General features: G+C 71.7%; 19 protein-coding genes and 1 pseudogene. 6 read left to right on the top strand and 14 right to left on the bottom strand.

The genetic code is table 11. The features are described 5' to 3' along the window. Positions 1–205 precede the first annotated feature (205 nt). Positions 206–1,588, top strand: a complete 1,383-nt coding sequence (locus ACGFNI_RS03490; protein ID WP_393680144.1) for a glycine--tRNA ligase — start codon at positions 206–208, stop codon at positions 1,586–1,588. A 125-nt stretch (positions 1,589–1,713) separates the two neighbouring features. Here ACGFNI_RS03490 and ACGFNI_RS03485 read toward each other — a convergent pair whose 3' ends face one another. Next, on the bottom strand, positions 1,714–2,136 hold the full coding sequence (locus ACGFNI_RS03485) for a hypothetical protein (protein ID WP_393680142.1): 423 nt from the start codon (positions 2,134–2,136) through the stop codon (positions 1,714–1,716). Between the two features lie 177 nt (positions 2,137–2,313). Between ACGFNI_RS03485 and ACGFNI_RS03480 the strand changes: the two genes are divergently transcribed. Continuing rightward, complete coding sequence (locus tag ACGFNI_RS03480; RefSeq protein WP_393680141.1) at positions 2,314–3,525, top strand: sensor histidine kinase; 1,212 nt, start codon at positions 2,314–2,316, stop codon at positions 3,523–3,525. A 44-nt stretch (positions 3,526–3,569) separates the two neighbouring features. Then, complete coding sequence (locus tag ACGFNI_RS03475; protein WP_393680348.1) at positions 3,570–4,211, top strand: response regulator; 642 nt, start codon at positions 3,570–3,572, stop codon at positions 4,209–4,211. A gap of 60 nt (positions 4,212–4,271) precedes the next feature. On the opposite strand, the gene ACGFNI_RS03470 is transcribed toward ACGFNI_RS03475, so the two are convergent. The 4 genes and pseudogenes from ACGFNI_RS03470 to ACGFNI_RS03455 form a co-directional block, all read right to left on the bottom strand. Next, positions 4,272–4,853, bottom strand: a complete 582-nt coding sequence (locus ACGFNI_RS03470; protein ID WP_393680139.1) for a TetR family transcriptional regulator — start codon at positions 4,851–4,853, stop codon at positions 4,272–4,274. A gap of 201 nt (positions 4,854–5,054) precedes the next feature. After that, on the bottom strand, positions 5,055–6,059 hold the full coding sequence (locus tag ACGFNI_RS03465; RefSeq protein ID WP_393680137.1) for an aldo/keto reductase: 1,005 nt from the start codon (positions 6,057–6,059) through the stop codon (positions 5,055–5,057). Between the two features lie 83 nt (positions 6,060–6,142). After that, a pseudogene (locus ACGFNI_RS03460) lies at positions 6,143–6,394 on the bottom strand (MFS transporter); the annotation flags it as partial. 169 nt (positions 6,395–6,563) lie between these two features. Continuing rightward, a complete protein-coding gene (locus ACGFNI_RS03455; protein WP_393680135.1) occupies positions 6,564–8,039 on the bottom strand; it encodes an MFS transporter in 1,476 nt (491 codons plus the stop codon). Between the two features lie 138 nt (positions 8,040–8,177). Here ACGFNI_RS03455 and dusB point away from each other — a divergent pair, with 138 nt between their 5' ends. Further along, a complete protein-coding gene (dusB, locus tag ACGFNI_RS03450) occupies positions 8,178–9,305 on the top strand; it encodes a tRNA dihydrouridine synthase DusB (RefSeq protein WP_393680133.1) in 1,128 nt (375 codons plus the stop codon). Between the two features lie 21 nt (positions 9,306–9,326). On the opposite strand, the gene ACGFNI_RS03445 is transcribed toward dusB, so the two are convergent. Further along, complete coding sequence (locus ACGFNI_RS03445; protein WP_393680131.1) at positions 9,327–10,418, bottom strand: glutathione S-transferase family protein; 1,092 nt, start codon at positions 10,416–10,418, stop codon at positions 9,327–9,329. A gap of 574 nt (positions 10,419–10,992) precedes the next feature. On the opposite strand from ACGFNI_RS03445, the gene ppdK reads away from it, so the two are divergent. Beyond that, complete coding sequence (gene ppdK / locus ACGFNI_RS03440; protein WP_393680346.1) at positions 10,993–13,773, top strand: pyruvate, phosphate dikinase; 2,781 nt, start codon at positions 10,993–10,995, stop codon at positions 13,771–13,773. Between the two features lie 582 nt (positions 13,774–14,355). After that, positions 14,356–15,201 carry an ArsR/SmtB family transcription factor gene (locus ACGFNI_RS03435; protein WP_393680130.1) on the top strand — a complete coding sequence of 282 codons (846 nt, stop codon included), beginning with the start codon at positions 14,356–14,358 and terminating at the stop codon, positions 15,199–15,201. Between the two features lie 37 nt (positions 15,202–15,238). Here ACGFNI_RS03435 and ACGFNI_RS03430 read toward each other — a convergent pair whose 3' ends face one another. The 8 genes from ACGFNI_RS03430 to ACGFNI_RS03395 all read right to left on the bottom strand — a co-directional run bounded on the left by ACGFNI_RS03430 (position 15,239) and on the right by ACGFNI_RS03395 (position 22,755). After that, positions 15,239–16,189, bottom strand: coding sequence for a TauD/TfdA dioxygenase family protein (locus ACGFNI_RS03430; protein ID WP_393680128.1), 951 nt, complete (start codon positions 16,187–16,189; stop codon positions 15,239–15,241). Between the two features lie 311 nt (positions 16,190–16,500). Beyond that, a complete protein-coding gene (locus tag ACGFNI_RS03425) occupies positions 16,501–17,337 on the bottom strand; it encodes a carbohydrate ABC transporter permease (protein ID WP_393680126.1) in 837 nt (278 codons plus the stop codon). 6 nt (positions 17,338–17,343) lie between these two features. Then, positions 17,344–18,291: a carbohydrate ABC transporter permease gene (locus ACGFNI_RS03420; RefSeq protein WP_393680344.1), complete on the bottom strand. Its 948-nt coding sequence runs from the start codon at positions 18,289–18,291 to the stop codon at positions 17,344–17,346. A 41-nt stretch (positions 18,292–18,332) separates the two neighbouring features. Beyond that, a complete protein-coding gene (locus tag ACGFNI_RS03415; RefSeq protein ID WP_393680124.1) occupies positions 18,333–19,607 on the bottom strand; it encodes an ABC transporter substrate-binding protein in 1,275 nt (424 codons plus the stop codon). Positions 19,608–19,773: 166 nt separating this feature from the next. After that, positions 19,774–20,631 carry a putative protein N(5)-glutamine methyltransferase gene (locus ACGFNI_RS03410; RefSeq protein WP_393680122.1) on the bottom strand — a complete coding sequence of 286 codons (858 nt, stop codon included), beginning with the start codon at positions 20,629–20,631 and terminating at the stop codon, positions 19,774–19,776. 222 nt (positions 20,632–20,853) lie between these two features. Beyond that, positions 20,854–21,795 carry an oxidoreductase gene (locus ACGFNI_RS03405; RefSeq protein WP_393680120.1) on the bottom strand — a complete coding sequence of 314 codons (942 nt, stop codon included), beginning with the start codon at positions 21,793–21,795 and terminating at the stop codon, positions 20,854–20,856. 97 nt (positions 21,796–21,892) lie between these two features. Further along, positions 21,893–22,279, bottom strand: a complete 387-nt coding sequence (locus tag ACGFNI_RS03400; RefSeq protein WP_393680118.1) for an ArsR/SmtB family transcription factor — start codon at positions 22,277–22,279, stop codon at positions 21,893–21,895. After that, the gene (locus ACGFNI_RS03395; RefSeq protein WP_393680116.1) at positions 22,276–22,755 is read right to left on the bottom strand and encodes an SRPBCC family protein; all 480 of its coding nucleotides are present in this window, start codon (positions 22,753–22,755) and stop codon (positions 22,276–22,278) included. The genes ACGFNI_RS03400 and ACGFNI_RS03395 overlap by 4 nt, the downstream gene beginning before the upstream one ends. Between the last annotated feature and the right edge of the window lie 61 nt (positions 22,756–22,816).

Below are 22,816 nucleotides of genomic sequence, written 5' to 3'. Positions count from 1 at the left end.
ACGATTGTCAACAAAGCGGATTGTCGGACCGGTAGGGAAGGGCGGGTTCCGGGACGAAGCGGGAAGTGGCCGTTATCCGATTTGGCCCGGGGGGTACGGCCGCCGGTACCCTGAATCATTCTTGGTTCGTCTCATCACCGCCTCCGCATCGTGGCGCTGTGCGCCGCCCCCCATCCATCGTTCGTCGTCGTATGAAGAGAGCACCGTGGCCGCCGACAAGATCGATAGCATCGTCAGCCTGAGCAAGCGCCGTGGCTTCGTCTACCCCTGTAGTGAGATCTACGGCGGTTCGCGGGCCGCCTGGGACTACGGTCCGCTGGGTGTCGAGCTCAAGGAGAACCTCAAGCGTCAGTGGTGGCGCTCCATGGTCACCTCGCGCGACGACGTCGTCGGCCTCGACTCGTCCGTGATCCTGGCCCCCGAGGTCTGGGTGGCCTCCGGCCACGTCGCCACCTTCACCGACCCGCTCACCGAGTGCACCGCCTGCCACAAGCGCTTCCGCGCCGACCACCTGGAAGAGGCGTACGAGGCGAAGCACGGGCGGCTGCCCGCGAACGGTCTGGCCGACCTGAACTGCCCGCACTGCGGCAACAAGGGCTCCTTCACCGAGCCCAAGCAGTTCTCCGGCCTGCTCTCCACCCACCTCGGCCCCTCGCAGGACACCGCGTCGGTCGCCTACCTGCGCCCCGAGACCGCGCAGGGCATCTTCACCAACTTCGCCCAGGTCCAGCAGACCTCCCGCAAGAAGCCGCCGTTCGGCATCGCGCAGATGGGCAAGTCCTTCCGGAACGAGATCACTCCGGGCAACTTCATCTTCCGCACCCGCGAGTTCGAGCAGATGGAGATGGAGTTCTTCGTCAAGCCGGGCGAGGACGAGCAGTGGCACGAGTACTGGATGGAGCAGCGCTGGAACTGGTACCGCGACCTCGGTATCCGTGAGGAGAACATCCGGTGGTACGACCACCCCAAGGAGAAGCTCTCCCACTACTCCAAGCGCACCGCTGACATCGAGTACCGCTTCAACTTCGGCGGCACCGAGTTCTCCGAGCTGGAGGGTGTGGCCAACCGCACCGACTTCGACCTGTCCGCGCACTCCAAGGCGTCAGGCCAGGACCTGTCGTACTTCGACCAGGAGGCCGGCGAGCGCTGGACTCCGTACGTCATTGAGCCGGCGGCCGGCGTGAACCGCGCCATGCTCGCCTTCATGCTCGACTCGTACATCGAGGACGAGGCGCCGAACGCCAAGGGCAAGATGGAGAAGCGCACGGTCATGCGCCTCGACCCGCGCCTGGCGCCGGTCAAGGTCGCCGTGCTGCCGCTGTCCCGCAACCCGCAGCTGTCGCCGAAGGCCAAGGGTCTCGCCGCCGACCTGCGCAAGAACTGGAACATCGAGTTCGACGACGCGGGCGCCATCGGCCGCCGCTACCGCCGCCAGGACGAGATCGGCACCCCGTTCTGCGTCACCGTCGACTTCGACACCCTCGACGACAACGCGGTGACCGTGCGCGAGCGCGACACCATGAAGCAGGAGCGCGTCTCCCTGGACCAGATCCAGGCGTACCTGGGCGCGCGGCTGCTCGGCTGCTAGTCCGGGGCGCGGGGCCTTTCGAGGTCGCGCCGTCCACGCGTCGCATCAGGCGCCGTCCCGCCGGGGAATCCCGGAGGGGCGGCGCCTGACGTGTGTGGCGAAGGAGGCGGGTCGCGGGGACCGGATCAGCGGCCGTTCGGCGTGGCCGGGCGCAGCGCGAGCCGTGCGCACAGGGCCGCCAGCGGGAGTTCGGCGGCGAGCGCCATCGCCACGGCGCAGGCCAGGTCGGGGCCGGCCGCGGTGGCGACGTCCACGACGGCGTCGGCGGTCAGCAGCACGGCGGCGCCCGCCGCGGCCGTGCGGTGGCCCGGCGCGCCGCGCCGCAGGCGGGCCCCCGCGGTCAGCAGGGCCGCCGCCTCCAGGAGGTCGAGGGCGATCCAGGCGGCGGCCTGCCGGGGCGGCAGCGTGGTGGCGAGGCAGACCGTCCACGGCAGCAGGGCGAGCCCCGCGCCGGTCAGCACCCGGCCCTGCCAACGGCTGCCGCCCGTGACCCGTGCGAGGCGCCAACCACCGGTCGGGACAGGGGAGTTGAGGGTGACAAGGGCCATGGTCGGGACCGCTTTCAGGGAGAGGGAACCCGGCTCTCGGGCTCGGCTTCCACTCTTGTGATCCGGGCCGCCCGTGTCGGTAGCCCGGCTGTCCGACCTGGGGTGGCACCAGGTACACCCCCGAACCGGTAGATGGCGTCAGTGCGGTGCCGCGCGCACCCCGCATAGCGTGGGGACATGACCTTTCCGCCCTGGTTGCGCCGCTTGCTGCGGCTGCGGCGCGACCTGCTCTTCCTCGCCGCCGGGGTGCTCGTACACCTGCTGCCGGTCCCGCTGTTCGTCTGGGCCGCGGTGCTCATCGGCCAGACGCTGGCCGGCACCTCGTCCGACGCCCCGGTGGTCCTGTCCGTCCCGCTGGCCCTGCTCGTCGCCGCCGGATACGGCCTGACGGAGGCCCAGCGGTGGCGGTTCCGCGCACTGTGCGGGGTGGAGCTGCCGCGGCTCGGATTCCGGCGCGCACGGCGGCAGTTCGGCTACCAGTGCCTGATCGGCCCGCTGCTCGGCGTGCTCGAACTCCTGCTGCTCGCCCTGCTGGCGGTGGGCATCGCGGCGTCGACGGTGCTGGTGTGGATCTGGATCGTGCCCTGGCAGTGGCGCGTCGGGCACCCCGGCTACACGACCCGGGCCGCCTACGTCACCGCGCTCGGCCTGCTCGCGCTGGCCGCGGTGCCGCCGCTGGCCGCCGGTCTGGTGCGGCTGGAGGATCTCGTCGGGCGGGCGGTGCTGGGGGTCAGCCGGTCCGACGAACTGGAGCGGCGGGTCGAGGACCTGACCGAGAGCCGGGCGGGCGCGGTGGACGCGGCGGACGCCGAACGCCGCCGCATCGAACGGGATCTGCACGACGGCGCCCAGCAGCGCCTGGTGTCGCTGGCGCTCAACCTCGGTCTGGCGAAGGCGACGCTCACCGATCTGCCTCCCGAGGCCAAGGACGTCATCGACGCGGCGCACCGCGAGGCGAAGGACGCGATCGAGGAGCTGAACAGCCTGGTGCGCGGGCTGCACCCCGCCGTACTCGACGAACTCGGCCTGGACGCCGCGCTGTCGGGGCTCGCGGCCCGAGCGCCGCTGCCGGTGCGGCTGCGGGTCGATCTGCCGGAGCGGGCCGCGGCGCCCGTCGAGGCCGTCGCCTACTTCGTCGTATCGGAGGCGCTGACCAACGTGGCCAAGCACGCGCCGGACGCGACCCGGGCCGATGTGACCGTCACCCGGCTCGGCGGAATACTGCGGGTGGCGATAGCCGACGACGGGGCGGGTGGCGCCGACGCGTCGCGGGGGAGCGGTCTGAAGGGGCTTGCCCAGCGGGTGCGTTCGGTGGACGGGACGTTCCGGATGAGCAGCCCCGTGGGAGGGCCGACCGTGATGAGAGTGGAGTTGCCGTGCCCGAAGTGAGCCGTGCCGCCGTGGTCCCCGAGGGCGCCGGCGGGCGCACCGCCGTGATCGCCGAGGACTCGGTCCTGCTGCGGATCGGCCTGGTCAAGGTGCTGGAGATGGCCGGGTTCACGGTGGTGGCCGAAGCGGGCGACGCGGAGCAGCTGCTGGCCGCCGTCGCCGCCCACCGGCCCGGCCTCGCGGTGGTGGACGTCCGGATGCCGCCCGGCTTCACGGACGAAGGGGTGCGGGCCGCGCTGTCCATCCGGCGGGAGTGGCCGGGTACCGCGGTGCTGATGCTGTCCCAGTACGTGGAGGAGCGCTACGCGGCCGATCTGCTCGCGACCCACACCAGCGGGGTGGGCTACCTCCTCAAGCAACGGGTCGCGGACGTCGAGGAGTTCATCGAGGCACTGCGGCGGGTCGCGGACGGCGGCACCGCCCTCGACCCGCAGGTCGTCGCGCAGTTGCTGGTACGCAGGGCGAGCGACCCGATGGAGCGGCTGACCGGACGCGAGCGCGAGGTGCTGGCGCTGATGGCCGAGGGCCGCTCCAACGCGGGGATCGCCGCGCAGCTCGTCGTGAGCGAGAGCGCGGTCGCCAAGCACATCAACAGCATCCTGGCCAAGCTCGACCTGCCGGTGACCGACGCCGACCACCGCCGGGTGCTGGCGGTGCTCCGCTTCCTGGGCGTGGGGCGGGGCTGAGGGGCACGCGGCCGTGGCCAGGTCCGGTGGCCGCCGCCCTCCTGACGCCCGCCTCCGGCGTCAGGCGCCCAGGCCGCGCAGGACGAGGTGGCGTACCGCTTCGAAGGCCGGGGCGATGTCGGGGCGGGACCACTCGGGGGCGTAGGCCGGGTCGTGGAAGCGGCCGGTGGCGTCGAAGACGGCGCGGGCGGTGACGGCGGGGGAAGGGGCGGTGAAGGTGCCCTGGGCCACGCCGGCTTCGATGAGGGCGGTGAGCTGGGATTCCAGGTCGGTGATGTGCCGGTCGATGACTCCGCCGCTCTCGCGTATCAGCGCCATGTACGTCGCGAAGAGCTCGGGGTCGTCACCGGCCTTGTGCCGCTTGGCCTCGAACAGGGCGGTCATCCAGCGGTCCAGGCGGTCGGCCGCCGGGCCCTCTTCCGTGACGATCTCCGACAGCCGCTCGCTGGTGCGGTCCAGCCAGCGCGCCGTGACCGCCTCGCGCAGCGCCGCCTTCGTACGGAAGTGGCGGTAGACGCTGCCGTGGCTGACTCCCAGGGCGCGCGCGACATCGACGACCGTGGCCTTCGCCGGGCCGTAGCGGCGCAGCACGTCCTCGGTGGCTTCGAGGATGCGCTCGGGAGTCAGGGTCTCGGAGGACATGACGCGGCCGGCCTTTCGGAGTGACGGGGCGGAGTACGGACGCATCCGGCGGGCGCGCCCGCCCGGAGTGCCCGCCCGGCACCCGCCGGAGGAGGCGGCCACCGGGGAACACGAGCGCCGGGTACGTACGGACCGTACCTGGCGGGTGCGCCGGGTACGTACGGGACCGTACCCGGCAGCCGCCCCGCGTGCCTCTGCCGCTCACCGCTCGCTGTCCAGGTCCGCCATCGCCTCCTTCGGGTAGCGGTCGCCGGACGCCGCACCGGCGGGTACCGCGGCCTCGATGGCGGCGAGGTCGTCGGCGTCCAGCGTGAGGTCGGCGGCGCCCAGGGCCTCGGCCAGCCGGTCGCGGCGGCGGGCGCCGACCAGCGGCACGATGTCGTCGCCGCGGGAGAGCACCCAGGCGATGGCGGTCTGGGCGACCGAGACGCCCCGCTGCGCGGAGATCGTGCGCAGCGCGTCCACCAGGTCGAGATTGCGGTCGAGGTTCTCGCCCTGGAAGCGCGGGCTCATCCCGCGGAAGTCGTTCGCCGCGAGCGTGCGGTCGCGCTGCCAGTGCCCGCTGATCAGGCCGCGGGCGAGCACGCCGTACGCGGTCACGCCGATGCCCAGCTCGCGGGCGGTGGGCAGGATGCTGTCCTCGATGCCGCGGGAGATGAGGGAGTACTCGATCTGGAGGTCGGATATCGGGGCGACGGCCGCGGCCCTGCGCAGGGTGCCGGCGCCGACCTCGGACAGGCCGATGTGCCGGACGTGGCCCGCCTCGACCAGCTCGGCGATGGCGCCGACCGTCTCCTCGACCGGGACATCGGAGTCGAGCCGGGCGATGCGGTAGATGTCGATGTGGTCGACACCCAGCCGCTGGAGGGAGTACGCGGCGAAGTTCTTGACCGCAGCGGGACGGCCGTCGTAGCCGTTGAAGGCGCCTTCGACGGAGCGAAGGGCGCCGAACTTGACGCTGGTCAGGGCCTTTTCGCGGGCGGCGGCCGGGGCGGTGCGCAGGGCTTCGCCGATGAGGAGTTCGTTGTGCCCCATGCCGTAGAAGTCGCCGGTGTCGAGCAGGGTGACGCCGGCGTCGAGGGCGGCGTGCAGGGTGGCGATGGACTCGGCGCGGTCGGTGTCGCCGTAGAGGGCGGACATGCCCATGCAGCCGAGGCCGAGTGCGGAGGTCCGGGGTCCTGTGGTGCCGAGGGTGCGGGTGCGCACGATGTGCTCCTTGATGGGAGGGACGGTGGCGTGCACCCAGCATGGCATGACGACTGACAGATTTCAATATCTGTCAGTCGTCATCAGTCGTCGATCACCAGCTGGGTGAGCAGGGCCGTGAGCAGCGCGTCACGGATACCGGCCGAAGGTGCCACCGACAGGAAGAGCGTGCCGAGCGTGGCCACGCCCAGCGCGAGCCCGGACTGCTGCGTGGTGACCATGACGTCGCCGCCGACCCCGGCCTGAGCCATCGGCAGTTCGCTCAGCACGATCCGCATCAGCACCGGCAGCACGAGCCCCTGGCCGAGCCCCAGAACCGCCATGCTCGGCGCAATAGGTGGGCATCGGCCGGCTCGCCGTCGCGTCGCTGTGGACGGGCCCCAGCCGCGGCCCCGGGCTGCTCACGTACACGCCGGTCGACGACGCGTCCCGGGAGCGGCTGGAAGCCCTGGCCCGCCTGGAGTGGCACCGGCCGCCCAGCGCGCCCCGGGCGGACCGCGGACGTCAGGCGCCCGTGGTCGCCGACGGCTGCCCGCGGGCCGGCTCCTCGTCGAACAGCGCGGCGGTGTGCCGTGCCGTGGCGCGGGCCCAGCGGCCTGTGGTCAGCGCGCCGAGCAGCAGGATGGCGGCGGCACAGCCGGTGAGGATCCACCAGGCGGGGCGGGCGGCTGCGACGAAGTCGGCGGCAGCTGCCGCGTGCGCCGGGTCCGCGGCGGTGTGCACACCGCCCGCCAGCACCGCGCCGATCACCGCGACTCCCAGCGACGATCCGACCTGGCGGCTGGTCGAGGCGACGGCCGCGGCGACCCCCGCCTGGGTGCGCGGCATGCCGGACACGGCGGTATTGGTGATCGGCGCATTGACCAGGCCGAATCCGATGCCGAAGAGCACGTAGCCGGTGAACAGCAGCGCGTTGTCGGCCGCCGCGTCGAACCCCGCGAACAGCAGCCCGCTGGCGCCCATCGCGCAGCCCGCGAGCAGCAGCGGCAGCCGCGGCCCCCGGCTGCCGACCAGCCGCCCCGACAGCGGCGCGAACAGCAGCGTCATCCCGGCCATCGGCAGCATGTAGAGCCCGGCCTCCAGGGCGGACAGGCCGCGGATGTTCTGGAGGTAGAGGGTGTTCATGAAGAGGAAGCCGGCGAGCGAGGCGAACGCGCAGACCGCGACGACGGTGGCCCCGCTGAACGGCGCGCTGTGGAAGAACCGCAGGTCGATCAGCGGGTCGCGGCGCCGCTGTTCGTAGCCGATGAGACCGGCGAGCGCGATCAGCGCGACGAGGGCGAAGGTCAGGATCTCGGCGGAGAGCCAGCCGGCGTCCGGCGCCTCGATGATCGCGTACGTGAGCGAGCCGAACAGGGCGATGACCAGCAGCTGGCCGACCGGGTCGGCCCGGCGCGGCCTCGGGGCGCGGGACTCGGGCACGTAGCGCAGGGTCAGGAAGAGGGCCAGGGCGCCGATCGGGACGTTTATCCAGAAGATCGAGCGCCAGCCGACGGACTCCACCAGCAGGCCGCCGACGATCGGCCCGGCCGCCATGCTGATGCCGACCACGCCGCCCCACACACCGATCGCGCGGGCCCGTTCGCGGGGCTCGGTGAAGGTGTTGGTGATGATCGACATCGCGACGGGGTTGAGCATCGAGCCGCCGACCGCCTGCACCATCCGGAAGACCACCAGCCACTCCAGGCCGGGCGCCAGGCTGCACAGCAGCGACCCGAGCGAGAAGACGACCAGGCCGGCCAGGAAGACCCGGCGCCTGCCGAGCCGGTCGGCCATCGAGCCGGACAGCATCAGCAGCGAGGCCAGGACCAGCGTGTAGGCGTCGACGGTCCACTGCAGGCCGGAGACCGAGGCGTGCAGTTCGCGCTGCACGGAGGGCAGCGCGACGTTGAGGACGGTGTTGTCGAGGCTGACGATCAGCAGGCTCATACAGCAGATCGCCAGGACGAGCAGGCGCCGCCGGTGGCTCAGCTCAGGCATGGTTGAACGCTACAACGACCGGTGGCCGAAGGCCCTGCCGGAACCGGTCATCGGATGCGGGACAATGGGAGGTCGCACGACGGCCCGCCCGGTGCCGCGCCGCCATCCGTCCCCCGACCGCCGAAGGAATCCGCTTCCATGACCTTGCTCCAGATCGGACCGCACGCGGTGCAACCGCCCGTGGTGCTCGCGCCGATGGCCGGGATCACCAACGCCCCGTTCCGGACGCTGTGCCGGGAGTTCTCGGGCGGCAAGGGCCTGTTCGTCAGCGAGATGATCACGACGCGGGCGCTGGTCGAGCGCAACGAGAAGACCATGCAGCTGATCCACTTCGACGCGGCCGAGAAGCCGCGCTCGATCCAGCTGTACGGCGTCGACCCGGACACCGTCGGCAAGGCCGTCCGCATGATCGTCGACGAGGACCTGGCCGACCACATCGACCTGAACTTCGGCTGCCCGGTGCCCAAGGTGACCCGCAAGGGCGGCGGCTCCGCGCTGCCGTACAAGCGGAATCTGCTGCGGGCGATCCTGCGGGACGCGGTGGCGAACGCGGGCGCGCTGCCGGTGACGATGAAGATGCGCAAGGGCATCGACGACGATCACCTCACCTACCTCGACGCCGGACGGATCGCCGCCGACGAGGGCATCACCGCCATCGCGCTGCACGGGCGGACGGCGGCCCAGCACTACAGCGGCACCGCCGACTGGGACGCCATCGCGCGCCTCAAGGAGCACGTCCCCGAGCTTCCGGTGCTGGGCAACGGCGACATCTGGTCAGCGGACGACGCACTGCGGATGGTGCGCGAGACCGGCTGCGACGGCGTCGTCGTGGGGCGCGGCTGCCTGGGGCGGCCGTGGCTGTTCGGCGATCTGGTGGCCGCGTTCGAGGGCACCGGGACGTACACCGAGCCGACGTTCAAGGAGGTCGCGGCCGTGATGGTGCGGCACGCGACGCTGCTCGGCGAGTGGATCGGCGACGAGACCCGCGGCGTGATCGACTTCCGCAAGCACGTCGCCTGGTACACCAAGGGCTTCTCGATCGGCTCCGAGATGCGCCGGAGCCTGGCCGTCACCTCGTCGCTGGACGAGCTGGACGGCCTGCTCCAGCAGCTGGACCTCGACCAGCCCTGGCCGGCCGGCGCCGACGGCCCGCGTGGCCGCACCTCGGGCCGTGACCGTGTGGTCCTGCCCGACGGCTGGCTGGACGACCCCTACGACTGCGCCGGCGTGGGCGCGGACGCGGAGCTGGACACCTCCGGCGGCTGACGGCCCTGGGGCGGCCCGGGATCAGGGGCGTCCCCCGGGCGGCACCTCCTCGCCCGCGGGGACCGGGCCCGGCGGGGTGCCGTCCCCGAACGGCGTGCCGCCCAGCTCCTCGCGGTGGTGCGGCGTGAGCCAGCCGTCGAGGTCAGGTCCGAGCGGCACGATGCCGGTCGGGTTCACGCCCGTGTGCACCCGGTAGTAGTGCTGCTTGATGTGGTGGAAATCGACCGTGTCACCAAAGCCAGGTGTCTGGTAGAGGTCCTTCACGTACGCCCACAGCACCGGGTCTTCGGCCAGCTTGAAGCGGTTGCACTTGAAGTGGCCGTGGTAGACGGCGTCGAACCGCACCAGGGTGGTGAACAGCCGGATGTCGGCCTCCGTGACGGAGCGGCCCACCAGGTAGCGCTGCCCCGACAGTCGCTCGGACAGCGCCTCCAGGCGCCCGAACAGGGCCGTGCACGCCTCGTCGTACTCGCGCTGCCCGGTGGCGAACCCGGCCTTGTACACCCCGTTGTTGACGTCGCGGTAGACCCCCTCCATGACCTCGTCGATCTCCGCGCGCAGTGGCTCCGGGTACAGGTCGGGGGCGCCCGGCCGGTGCAGCGCCGTCCACTCGGTCGCCAGGTCCAGGGTGATCTGCTGGAAGTCGTTGGTGACCAGCCGCCCGCTGGGCACGTCCACGATCGCCGGCACGCTGACGCCGCCCGGATAGCCGGACTCCCGCGCGTCGTACGCCTCGCTGAGGTACCGGATGCCGAGGACCGGGTCGCGCCCGCCGGGGTCCAGGGTGAAGCGCCAGCTGCGTTCGTCCTGGAGGGGGTCGGTGATGCCGAGCGAGAGCGCGTCCTCCAGGCCGAGCAGCCGACGGGAGACCAGCACCCGGCTCGCCCAGGGGCAGGCCCGGCTGGCCACCAGCCGGTAGCGGCCCGCCTCGACCGGCCAGCCGTCCCTGCCGTCGGCCGTGACGCGGTCGGCGAAGTGGCTCCGGGACCGGCGGAACGGCTTCTGCCCGTACGTCGCGTTGCCGAATTCCCCGGCGGATGCGCCGTGTTCCCGGTCCTCGCCGGCTGCGGCGGTGGGGCGGGCGTCGTCCGGGTGGCTGTCGGTGGGGCCCATCGTTGGCTCCTTGCCGTGTGCGGCTCTCGGTGCGCTGTCCTCATCAGCCTGCCCGCCGGGCGGGGTGCCATCCCCGGGCGCTCGGCCGACCGGGCGCAGCGCCGTGGCGGCCCCGGCCCGGAAGGCGGGGTCTGACGGCCGCCGGCCCCGCGGAACTATGACCGGATCCTGTCGCTCGGCACCCGGTGGCCCGGAGAGAGGTCCGGATCGCGACGGAAAGGGCGGCTGTTGCGTGCCTCGCGCCGCACTCCATGTCGCTCGAATGAGGGGATCGGGACTCGCTAGAGCGCGTGATTCTCGCCACCCTTGATAGGGGGTCCGCTCAGATGAGCATCCCTAGGGGGGCTCCATCTCTCCAACGGTGGCACTGGGTGCCATGGGTTCGCCGTTCGATACCTCGATGCAAGTTGCACGCTGTGTAGCGGATGGCGGCGTATCCGGTCGCTCAGTGAAGTGATGTATTCAGATAGTGAATTCATGCCGCAACGAGGGAAAACTTTCGATCTGGTGGCGGACGACGGGTTACGCACGCATGTCGACCAAGTGGACGTACCCAGACGCCTTCGATCTGGGTATGTTCCTCGCCGTCAGGGCAGCCGTCCGCGAGGAGTCCAGTCCCGTGTCGGAAACACAGAATCCCCACGTAAACCAGCCTGCGTCCGCGAAGTTCGTCTACGACTTCACCGAAGGCAACAAGGACCTGAAGGACCTCCTCGGTGGCAAGGGCGCCAACCTTGCCGAGATGACCAACCTGGGGCTCCCCGTCCCGCCCGGCTTCACCATCACCACCGAAGCCTGCAAGGTCTACCTCGACAGTGGCGAGGAGCCTGAGGCACTGCGTGCCGAGGTGTCCGAGCACCTTGATGCTCTTGAGCGGCAGATGGGTAAGAAGCTCGGCCAGGCCGACAACCCCCTTCTCGTATCGGTGCGTTCAGGGGCGAAGTTCTCGATGCCTGGCATGATGGACACCGTTCTCAATATCGGGCTCTCCGATGCGTCGGTTTCCGGCCTCGCCGCGCAGGCGGGCGACGAGCGGTTCGCGTGGGACTCCTACCGCCGCCTCATCCAGATGTTCGGCAAGACCGTGCTGGACGTCGAGGGCGACCTCTTCGAGGAGGCGCTGGAGGAGGCCAAGAGGGCCAAGGGCGTCACCGTCGACGTCGACCTGGACGCCGCCGACCTCCAGGCGCTGGTCGAGCGGTTCAAGACCATCGTCTCCAAGGAGACGGGACGCGAGTTCCCGCAGGAGCCGCGCGAGCAGATGGACCTCGCCGTACGGGCGGTCTTCGACTCCTGGAACACCGACCGCGCCAAGCTCTACCGGCGTCAGGAGCGCATCCCCGGCGACCTCGGCACCGCCGTCAACGTCTGCTCCATGGTCTTCGGCAACCTCGGCCCCGACTCCGGCACCGGCGTCGCCTTCACCCGCGACCCCGCCAGCGGCCACCAGGGCGTCTACGGCGACTACCTGCAGAACGCGCAGGGCGAGGACGTCGTCGCCGGTATCCGCAACACCGTGCCGCTGGCCGACCTGGAGGACATCGACAAGTCCTCCTACGACCAGCTGATGCAGATCATGGAAACGCTCGAAACGCACTACAAGGACCTGTGCGACATCGAGTTCACCATCGAGCGCGGCAAGCTGTGGATGCTCCAGACCCGGGTCGGCAAGCGCACCGCTGGCGCCGCCTTCCGCATCGCCACCCAGCTCGTCGACCAGGGTCTGATCGACGAGGCCGAGGCCCTGCAGCGGGTCAACGGCGCGCAGCTCGCCCAGCTGATGTTCCCGCGCTTCGACATCGGCGCGAAGTCCGAGACCATCGGCCGCGGCATCGCCGCATCGCCCGGCGCCGCCGTCGGCAAGGCCGTCTTCGACTCGTACACCGCCGTCAAGTGGTCACGCTCGGGTGAGAAGGTCATCCTCATCCGCCGCGAGACCAACCCCGACGACCTCAACGGCATGATCGCCGCCGAGGGCATCCTCACCTCACGCGGCGGCAAGACCTCGCACGCCGCCGTCGTCGCCCGCGGCATGGGCAAGACCTGCGTCTGCGGCGCCGAGGAGCTGGAGGTCGACACCAAGTCCCGCCGGATGACGACCAAGGACGGCGTCGTCGTCGAGGAGGGCGACGTCGTCTCCATCGACGGCTCGTCGGGCAAGGTCTACCTCGGCGAGGTGCCGGTCGTGCCGTCGCCCGTCGTCGAGTACTTCGAGGGCCGGATGCACGCCGGCGCCGACGACGCCGACGAACTGGTCAAGGCCGTCCACCGGATCATGGCGTACGCGGACCGGGTGCGCCGGCTGCGGGTGCGCGCCAACGCCGACAACGCCGAGGACGCCGCCCGCGCCCGCCGGTTCGGCGCCCAGGGCATCGGCCTGTGCCGCACCGAGCACATGTTCCTCGGCGAGCGCCGCGAGATGGTCGAGCGCCTCGTCCTGGCCGACACCGACGCCGACCGGGAAGCCGCGCTCCGCGAGCTGCTGCCGCTCCAGAAGGCCGACTTCATCGAGCTGTTCGAGTCGATGGACGGGCTGCCGGTGACCGTACGTCTCCTTGACCCGCCGCTGCACGAGTTCCTGCCCGACATCACCGAGCTGTCGGTCCGGGTCGCGCTCGCCGAGGCCCGCAAGGACGCCAACGAGAACGACCTGCGCCTCCTCCAGGCCGTGCACAAGCTGCACGAGCAGAACCCGATGCTGGGGCTGCGCGGCGTGCGCCTCGGTCTGGTCATCCCCGGCCTGTTCGCCATGCAGGTGCGGGCCATCGCCGAGGCGGCGGCCGAGCGGAAGAACGCCAAGGGCGACCCGCGGGCGGAGATCATGATTCCGCTGGTCGGCACCGTCCAGGAACTGGAGATCGTCCGCGACGAGGCCGAGCAGGTCATCGCCGAGGTCGAACAGGCCCGCGGGGTCAGCCTCAAGCTCACCCTCGGCACCATGATCGAGCTGCCCCGCGCCGCGCTGACGGCGGGCCAGATCGCCGAGTCCGCCGACTTCTTCTCCTTCGGCACCAACGACCTCACGCAGACCGTCTGGGGCTTCTCCCGCGACGACGTCGAGGCCAGCTTCTTCACCGCCTACCTGGAGAAGGGCATCTTCGGCGTCAGCCCCTTCGAGACCATCGACAAGGACGGCGTCGGCAAGCTCGTACGGGACGCCGCCGCGGCCGGCCGGGCCACCCGTCCCGACCTCAAGCTCGGCGTCTGCGGCGAGCACGGCGGCGACCCGGAGTCGGTGCACTTCTTCCACGAGGCGGGCCTGGACTACGTCTCCTGCTCGCCGTTCCGCATCCCCGTCGCCCGCCTGGAGGCGGGCCGCGCGGCAGCCGAGTCGAAGGGGAGCGACAGCCGCTGACCCGACGGGTGACGCGAGCGCCAGGCGCGCGCGGCACCCGGCATGCGACCACCGGACCGGCGGCGGCACCAGACCCTCAACTGCGCCGCCGGGTCCGGCACCACAACGAGGGCGGCACCTGTGCGGAGGTGCCGCCCTCGCCTTTTTCCGGACTCCCCCCTCGGGAGCTGCCGCCTCCCATGTCGGCGTGGGAAGGCGGCCTTCAACGGGTAATGCCGAACGGCCGGGTCTTTGCCCATCACCCCCCACGGGATCGAGCAATCCGTGCCGCACGTACCGCCGTTGAATTGAGTACAGCATTCCCGCTCACCACGGGGGAGCGCGACCCTTTTCAACTCTGGCCAAAAGGGCATGGTGACCGCGTGTGTCGGCGTGCATACTCAGGCGTGCCGGGGGGCAACCGAGGAAGCCATGGGTGGGGGTTCGGTGTTACGCGTCCATTTCAGTGGACTCGATCTGGCCCGCGTGCGGATAGCCGCGCGTCCGGATGTGCTGTGGGAGACGATCCTCAGTTTTCACCGACTGCGCGACCGACGTGACGACACGGCGTTCGGAAAATGGCGCGCAGAAACACGAGAGAAGTTGAATGGCGAAACGCGTCTGCTGGCGCCGCTCGTTCCCACCCGGGGCTATTTCCCGGATTTCCTCACCCCGCCCGAAGGGCTGCTGGGCCTCGACAATGCGCTGGGCGCACTGCGCGAGACACCGCCCGCGCGGGTGCACACCGAGCTGTCCAGGCTCTCCCACGCCCACCCGATCCCGTCATGGATACGGGCCATGGGGGACGGCGACGCCCGCCAGATCGGCCGCCTCGCCGGCACCCTCCAGCGCTACCACGACGCCGCCGTCGCCCCCTACTGGCCGCGGCTCCAGGCCCGCATAGCGGCCGACCGGGCCGCCCGCGGCCGGGCCCTGCTGGACGGCGGCGCCGACCAACTGCTGGCCACCCTCCCGCCGATGCTGCGCTGGCGCGCCCCGATCCTGGAGGCCGACTACCCCGTCGACCGCGATCTGCATCTCGACGGCCGCGGGCTGCTGCTGCTGCCCTCGTACTTCTGCCGCCGCACGCCGGTCACCTTCCACAACCCGGACCTGACGCCCGTCCTGGTCTACCCCGTCGAGCACCCGGTGCCGCGGGCCGTGCCCCCGCTGCCGCCGGAACACTCCCTGGGCCGGCTGGTGGGACGCACCCGCTCGGAGATCCTCCGGGGCATCGGCGTCGGCTGCACCACCAGTGAACTCGCCCGCCGCGTCGACGTCTCGCTCGCCTCGGCCAGCCAGCACGCGACGGTCCTGCGCGACGCCGGTCTGCTGGTCACCCTCCGGCAGGGCAACGCCGTACTGCACACCCTGACGCCGCTGGGGACCGCACTGCTGCGCGGGGGCGTACCGGCGGAGGCGGCCTGCGAGCGGTCGAAGTGCGGCTGAGGGCGGCGGCACCGCCGCGCCCCCGGCCGCGCGGCCCTCAGTACGGCCGGTCGCCCGCGATGGCGACGCGTTCGGCGACCCGGCGGTGCGGGGCGTAGTCGGCGACGGCGTAGTGCTGGGTCGCGCGGTTGTCCCAGAAGGCGACGTCGCCCGGCTGCCAGCGGAAGCGGACCTGGAACTCCGGTACGTGCGCCTGCTGGAAGAGCAGGCGCAGCAGCCGGTCGCTCTCGGCTTCAGGAAGGCCCACGATGCGGGTGGTGAACGAGGTGTTGACGAACAGCATCCGGCGGCCGGTCTCGGGATGGCGGCGTACCACCGGGTGTTCCACCGGCGGGAATTCCTCCTGGAGCGGGGCGAGCCGTTCCGCGGAATAGAAGCGCGCGAATCCCGGCAGGTAGTCGTGCACCGCACGCGCCCCGTCGATGCGTTCCTTGATGTCCGACGGCAGGTTGTCGTATGCCGCGGCCATATCGGCCCACATGGTGTCGCCGCCGGACGGCGGCACCTCCCGCAGCTGCAACACCGCGCCCAGCGCGGGCCGTTCGCGGAAGGTGACGTCCGTATGCCAGACATTTTCGAACGTCGGTACGGCGCCGGGCCCCTTGTCGAAGCGCACCACGTCCTTCTCCGCGCCGGTCGCCAGGAGCGGATTGGTCTCCAACTCCCCCCAGTTCGCGGCGAATTCACGTTGCGCGGCGGAGGTCAGATGCTGACTCCTGAAGAACAGCACCTTCCATTCGACGAGCGCCCGGTTCAGCTCCGCGCGCAGCTCGGCGGAGAGCGGACGGGACAGGTCGAGGCCGCGAATTTCGGCCCCGATGGTGCGGCCTTGCGGTACGACGTCGAACAGGTCGTACGGCCGGTCCTGCCAGCCGTCGGGGGTGCGGCGCAGGACGCGGTCGCCTTCGTACAGGCCGTCGGCGGGAATGTGGTGCGGACGCAGGACGGGGGCGGTGGCGGGGCGCGGGGAGTCGGTGAGAGCCGTCAACTGATCCTCCTGGTAGGGGAGAAGAGGGCAGGGGGGAGGAGGGGGAGGGGAGGAGAGCGTCGTGACGGGAGCCGGGAGGCCGAAGGCCGGTACCGGGTGCCGTCAGGACGTACAGAGGGCGGCGGGGGGAGAACCCACCCGGCCGCGGCGGCGCAGGAAGCTCAGGCCGCGGGGCGCGCACTCGCCGTGGGGGCCGCGGTGTCGCGGCGCCGCCTCACGGACGTTCGGGTGCGTGCTCATGCCTGGCACCGTACCCCATTGCCCGGCCGCCGAAGCCGCCGCCCGCATCAGGACCCGGTCCGCCGCGGCCCTCAGTCGTCGATGCCCGACCGTTCCACACCCGCCACGATGTACCGCTGGAGCACCAGGAACACCACCACCAGCGGGGCGATCGAGACGGCCGCGGCGACGAACAGCTTGTGGAGGTTGAGGTTCTGCGCGGTGGTGAACGTCGACAGGGCGACCTGCACCGTCCACGACTGCTGGTCCTGGCCGATCACCAGCGGCCACAGGAAGGCGTTCCAGGCGCCGATGAAGACGATGGTGGAGACCGCGGCGAACACCGGGCGGGCATTGGGCACCACGATCCGCCAGTACGTGCGCCAGTACCCCAGGCCGTCGACCCTGGCCGCGTCCTCCAGCTCCTTGGGGAAGCCGAGGAAGTACTGCCGGAAGATGAAGCAGGCGAACGCGCTGAACAGCGTCGGGATGACGAGTCCGCGCAGCGTGGAGATCCAGCCGAGCGTCGAGACCAGCACGAAGCTCGGGACGAACGTGACGGCCGCCGGGACCATCAGGGTGCCGAGGATCGCGTAGAACACCGCGTTCGCGCCGCGGTAGGGGATCCGGGCCAGCCCGTAGCCGGCGAGCGAGGCCAGCAGCACCGTGCCGACGGTCGTGGCGACGGCGATCAGCGTGGAGTTGAGCAGCGCCCGGCCCAGCGGGAGGTTCGGGTCGTCGAAGACCTCGGTCAGGTTCGACCACTGGAGGGCGCGCGGGAAGAGGGTCCAGTCCGGCGCGGTGATGTCCGCCTCGGTCGCCAGGCCGTTGCGCACCAGGAGGTAGAACGGGATCAGGAACAGCAGGGCCAGCGCGAGCAGCAGTACCACCCGCAGCGCGCGGCCCACCCGGGTCAGAGCGTCGTGCATCGGCGGTCACTCCTCCTTGCGGCCGAGGCCGAACCAGCGGGCCTGGACGACGGTCGCCACCGCGATGATCAGCGCGAGGATCACCGCGCCCGCGCTGCCGAGCCCCAGATTCTGGTCCCGGCCCAGCGCGGTGTAGTAGAGGTAGACCAGCGGCGGGCGGGCGTACGGCGGGTAGCCGCGGGAATCGCTGAGCAGGTTGTAGAACTCGTCGAACGCCTGGAAAGAGTTGATCACCAGCAGCAGCACCACCGCCACGGACGTGGCGCGCAGCTGCGGGAAGGTGAGGTGCCGGAAGACCTGCCAGCCGGGCCGCGCGCCGTCCACCGCGGCGGCCTCGTACAGCTGCGGGGAGATCCGCTGGAGCCCGGCCAGGAACAGGATCATGTAGAAACCGGCCTGGAGCCACAGCCGCACGGTCACGATGACCAGCCAGTACCAGGGCGGGTCGGTGGTGGAAAGCCACGCGGTCTGATCGGCGCCGAACCAGCCAAGGACGGTGTTGGCCAGGCCGAACCGCACCCCGTTGAACAGCGACAGCTTCCAGATCAGCGACGCCACGACGTACGAGCAGGCGGTCGGCAGGAAGAACACCGACCGGAAGAACGCCTGGGCGAAGCGCAGCCGGTTGACCATCAGCGCCAGGGAGAGCGACAGCACGTAGGTCGCCGGCACGATGAAGGCCGTGAACAGCAGGAACGTGCCCAGGCTCGACAGGAACGCGGGGTCGGTCAGCATCGACGTGTAGTTGTCGACGCCGACGAAGTCCGTGGGGCTGACGGTGTTGTGCGCGTCGAAGAAGCTGAGGTAGACGCTCCACACCAGCGGCACGTACGTGAACAGGCCGAGCCCGAGCGCGAACGGGCCGACGAACACCCAGAACCAGAGGGTGCGGCGCTGCGGGCCGAGCCAGCGGGCGGGGCGCGGGCCCTTCGCGGCGCCCGCCGGACGCGCCACGGCGGCAGGACCGCCCGCCGCCGCACCCGTCGTCTTGACGGTCACTTCTTCCTGACCCGCGCCAGCTCGGCGTTGACCTTGCGCACTACGGTCCTCAGCTCGCTCTCCGGAGACGCCCCGTCCTTGATGATGCGGCTCAGCGCGTCCTGATAGGCGGTACGGGACGCGGCCGTCCACAGGAGCGGCTCGGCGGAGCCGTGGTCCGTCGCGAACCGGACCGCGTCCGCCGCCGCGCCCTTCCGCAGCTTTTCCGCCTTCTTCGCCAGGGAGATCCTGGCCGGGATGTGGAAGCCGTACGACAGCGCGAAGTCCTGCTGGAAATCGGTGCGTTCCACCCACAGCCACTTCGCGAAATCCCTGGCCTGCGCCCGGTGTGCGCTGCGGGCGCTGACCGCCGCGCCGTACGCGCCCACCGGCACCGAAGGCCGGCCGTCCGGTCCGTCCTTCGGGAACGCCAGGACCCCGAAGTCGTCGCCGAACGCCTTCTCGACCTGCGGCAGCGCCCACAGCCCCGACCACTGCATCGCGGTCAGGCCCTGGAGGAACGCCGACGGGTCGGACCAGTCGGTGGGCGCCCCCAGCAGCAGCGACTTGTCCGCGTACAGCTGGCGGATCTTGCCGAGGGTCCTGGCCGCCGCCGGATCGTCGAACCCGACCTTGCCGTCCTCGGTGATCAGGCTCAGACCGGCGGCGAAGAGCGGGGTGCCGCCCAGCATCCCGGCACCGCCGTCGTTCCCGAGGAACAGGCCCTTGGCCTTCTTCGTCGTCAGCTTCTTCGCCGCGTCCACCAACGCGTCGAGCGTCTGCGGGGGTTGGAGCCCGGCGTCCTTCAGCAGGCTCTTGCGGTAGTAGAGCATCTGCATGTCGATGGCCTGCGGGATGCCCCAGATCTTGTCCTGCCAGATCTTCGGGGCGAGCACCGCCTGGTTGAAGTCGTCCTTGACGGGCTCGACCTCAGCGGTCAGGTCGACGACCTGACCGCCCTGGATCTGGTCCAGCAGCGGCCCGTTGGCCTCGAACACGTCAGGACCCGAGTCGGTCAGCAGCGCCGCCGCGGTCTGCCGGTCGTAGTCGCCCGGCCGCCACTGCACGGCGACCTGCGCCTTCCGGTACGCGGCGGCGTAGCGTTTGACGGCCTGTTCGACGCCGTTCTCGCCGTACTGGTGGTACCACTGGCTCAGCCCGGGGCCCGAACCTCCGCCGCCGCGGCCGGTGTTGGAGCCGCAGGCGGCGAGGGCGCCGGTCAGCGCGAGGCCGCTGCCCGCGGCCAGCAGCCGTCGTCTGCCGATACCTGTGCCGGTGCCTGTGCCTGTCATGGCCCCTCGCCCCCTGCCGTGCTGCTCATCGGTGATCGTCGATCAACGTACGGTGCCCGACCACTGTGCCGTACGCACGTGAAGAACGCATGGCAACCGTGCAAATCCGCCCCCTGGCACGCCGGTTACGGGCGCGGGCGCCCCGCCCGCGCCCCCGGCCCGCTTCTCACCGGTCCGCCGGGCGCCTTCCCGGCCGGGTGCCGATGACGACGGTGGCGTACAGCTCGTCGGACGTCACCGAGCGGGGGGTCAGACCGCCGCCCGCGAACAGGGCGGCGGCCCGGTCGGCTTGCCGCTCGCTGGTCTCGACCAGCAGGCTCCCGCCGGGCGCCAGCCACGCCGGCGCCGCGGCGGTCACCCGTCTCAGGACGTCGAGCCCGTCCGTGCCGCCGTCCAGCGCCACCAGCGGCTCGTGCTCACGGGCCTCCGGCGGCAGCAGGCCGACCTCTTCGCTGGGGACGTACGGCACGTTGGCCAGCAGTACGTCGATCCGGCTGCGGAGGGCGGCGGGCAGCGCCGTGAAGAGGTCGCCCTCGTGGACCAGGCCGCCTGCGGCGGCGACGTTGGCGCGGGCGCAGCGCACCGCGGCCGGGTCGATGTCCGCGGCGTGCAGTGCGACACCCGGCACCCGCGCGGCGAGCGCCGCGCCCAGCGCCCCCGATCCGCAGCACAGGTCGACGGCGACGGCGCCCGGCGCGGCGAGCGCAGCCGCCTGCCGGACGAGGAGTTCGCTACGGCGCCTGGGCACGAAAACGCCGGGGCCCACGGTCATCCGCAGGCCGCAGAACTCGGCCCAGCCCAGGACGTGTTCGAGCGGCAGGCCGTCCGTGCGGCGCCGCACCATGGCGGCGAGTTCCGCGGGGGTGCGGGCGGTCGACAGGAGCAGTTCCGCCTCGTCCTCGGCGAAGACGCAGCCCGCGGCGCGCAGCCGGGCGATGACGGCGGGGCGGGGTGACGGGGAGGCGGGGGATGCGGCGGTGCGGGAAGCGGGCGAGGCGGAAACGGGAGAAGGGCGCACGGACATGAGGGCCTTTCGGGGTACCGAAGGGCGCTCTCCCGGTCACCTCTGCCTGGTGAACCGCACGGTCGCGAGGTGAGAGCACCCGGCTGATACAGCGGTAATGGGTCTCACCTCCTCGTCGTGTCCACTGCTGAAGTCGCCCACTTTACCCCGGGGGCAGCGGGAAGCGCAGCGCGGTCCGCCGCGGTGCGGGGGCGGGCCCGCGTCCGGGCCGGGGCGCCGCGGTCAGGGCCAGGCGGGCGCGGAGAAGTCGTAGCGGACGCCGGTGAGGCGTTCCGACGCGGTCCACAGGCGGGCGGAGAGCGCGTCGTTCGTGGTCCAGGGGGCGCGCGGGGACGGGGCCGGGGCGCCGCGCAGGCCGCCGCGCGGGCCGATGAAGGCGTCCGGCTTCACGTGCGGGGCGGTGGCCGCGCACAAGGTGGGCAGTGCGCCGCCCTCCGGGCGCTGGCCGACGATGCGGTTGCCCAGTTCCATCAGGCGCTCGACGGACCTGCGGCCCGCCATCCTGGCGCCGGTGGTCTGAAGGTTGGTCGACGCGTAGCCGGGGTGCGCGGCGGCGGCGACGACCTGCGATCCGGCCGCGGCCAGCCGGTTCGCCAGCTCGTGGACGAACAGCAGGTTGGCGCTCTTGGACCGGCCGTAGGCGGCCCAACGATGGTAGGTGCGGCTGCTGTTGAGCGCGTCGGGGTCGACGCTCGCGAGGACGTGGAGGAAGCTGGAGACGGTGACGATCCGGGCGCCGGGGGTGGCGAGCAGCCGGGGGAGCAGCAGGCCGGTGAGGGCGAAGTGGCCGAGGTGGTTGGTGCCGAGCTGCATCTCGAAGCCGTCGGCGGTGGTGCGGTACGGCAGCGCCATCACACCGGCGTTGTTGACGAGCAGGTCGAGGCGGCTGCGGTCGAAGGTGTCGAGTCCGGTAACGAAGGCGCGTACCGACGACAGGTCGGCGAGGTCGAGGGGGCGGAACTCCGCCTCGGCGGTGGGTACTTCGGTGCGCAGCCGGTCCAGGGCGGCGCTGCCGCGCGCTTCGTTGCGGCAGGCCAGCAGGACGCGGGCGCCGCTGCGGGCCAGCTCACGGGCGGTGACATAGCCGATGCCGCTGTTGGCGCCCGTGACGACGGCGCAGCGGCCGGTCTGGTCCGGGATCTGGCGAGTGGTCCACCGGGGCACGCCTGACTCCTCTGTCGGGGGGGGGATCCAGCGTACGCCCGGGGATGTGGCCTGGAGGCAGGGCAGTTGGGGCCGCAGTGCTTGAGGCCGGCCGCCGTCAGGGCGCCGCCCCGGTGCCGGGGCCGCCCGCCGCGCCCGGCTCGTCCGGATCGGGTGCCGACTCCGCGAGGCGCTTGATGGCGGACAGACGGCCGTCCCAGTCGGCGGCGATGCGGTCCATCCGGCGGGCGGTGGCGCCGAGGCGGGCGGGGAGCACGGCGTAGCGCGCCTCGCGGCCCTCCCGGTGGCCGGTGACGAGGCCGGCCCGGTCGAGGACGGCGAGGTGCTTGACGATGGCCTGGCGGCTGACCGGCAGCTGTGCCGCCAGGGCCGTGGCGGTCGCCTCGCCGTGGGCGGCGAGGGTGTCGAGTATCCGGCGGCGGGTCGGATCCGCCAGGGCGGACAGCACGTCCGCCACGGTGTCCAGGGGGGATTCGGCGCTCATGCCGCGAGCCGCTCCGCGTACTGCCTGATGTTCTCGGTCTGCCCGCTCCAGCCCTCCGCGTGGCTCTCGTACGAGGCGCCGGTGCGCCCCTCGGGGATGTCGACGGCGTCGAAGCCGGACTCCACGACCCGCAGCCGGGTGCCGTCGCCCTCCGGGGTGAGGGTGAATTCCACCAGGGTGGAGTTGCCCTCCACCGCTACCTCGCCGGGGTGGCCGCTCGCCCAGCGGTAGGCGAAGCGGTGCGGCGGCTCGACCCGCACGATGGTGGTCGGGAACTGGCCGTAGGGGCCGTGGTCGAGGTGCATGAGGCCGCCGGGGCGCAGGTCGACCGGGGTGGGCTCGCCCTGGCCGAACCAGTTGCCGACGTGCTCGGGCTCGGTGAGCACCGCCCAGACGCGTGCCACCGGAGCCGCGATGCTGATCTCCCGTTCGATGCGGTCGGTGTCGTGGTGGTGGCCGTCGGTGGTGTTGCTCATGAGTGCCTCCTGGGTGCCGCTCTCCCGTGACGTGCAACCCGTGGGTTGCGTGTACGTCGAG

The organism is Streptomyces sp. NPDC048644 (assembly GCF_043199105.1).
GTDB lineage: Bacteria > Actinomycetota > Actinomycetes > Streptomycetales > Streptomycetaceae > Streptomyces.
This window is presented reverse-complemented; position numbering and strand designations above follow the sequence as displayed.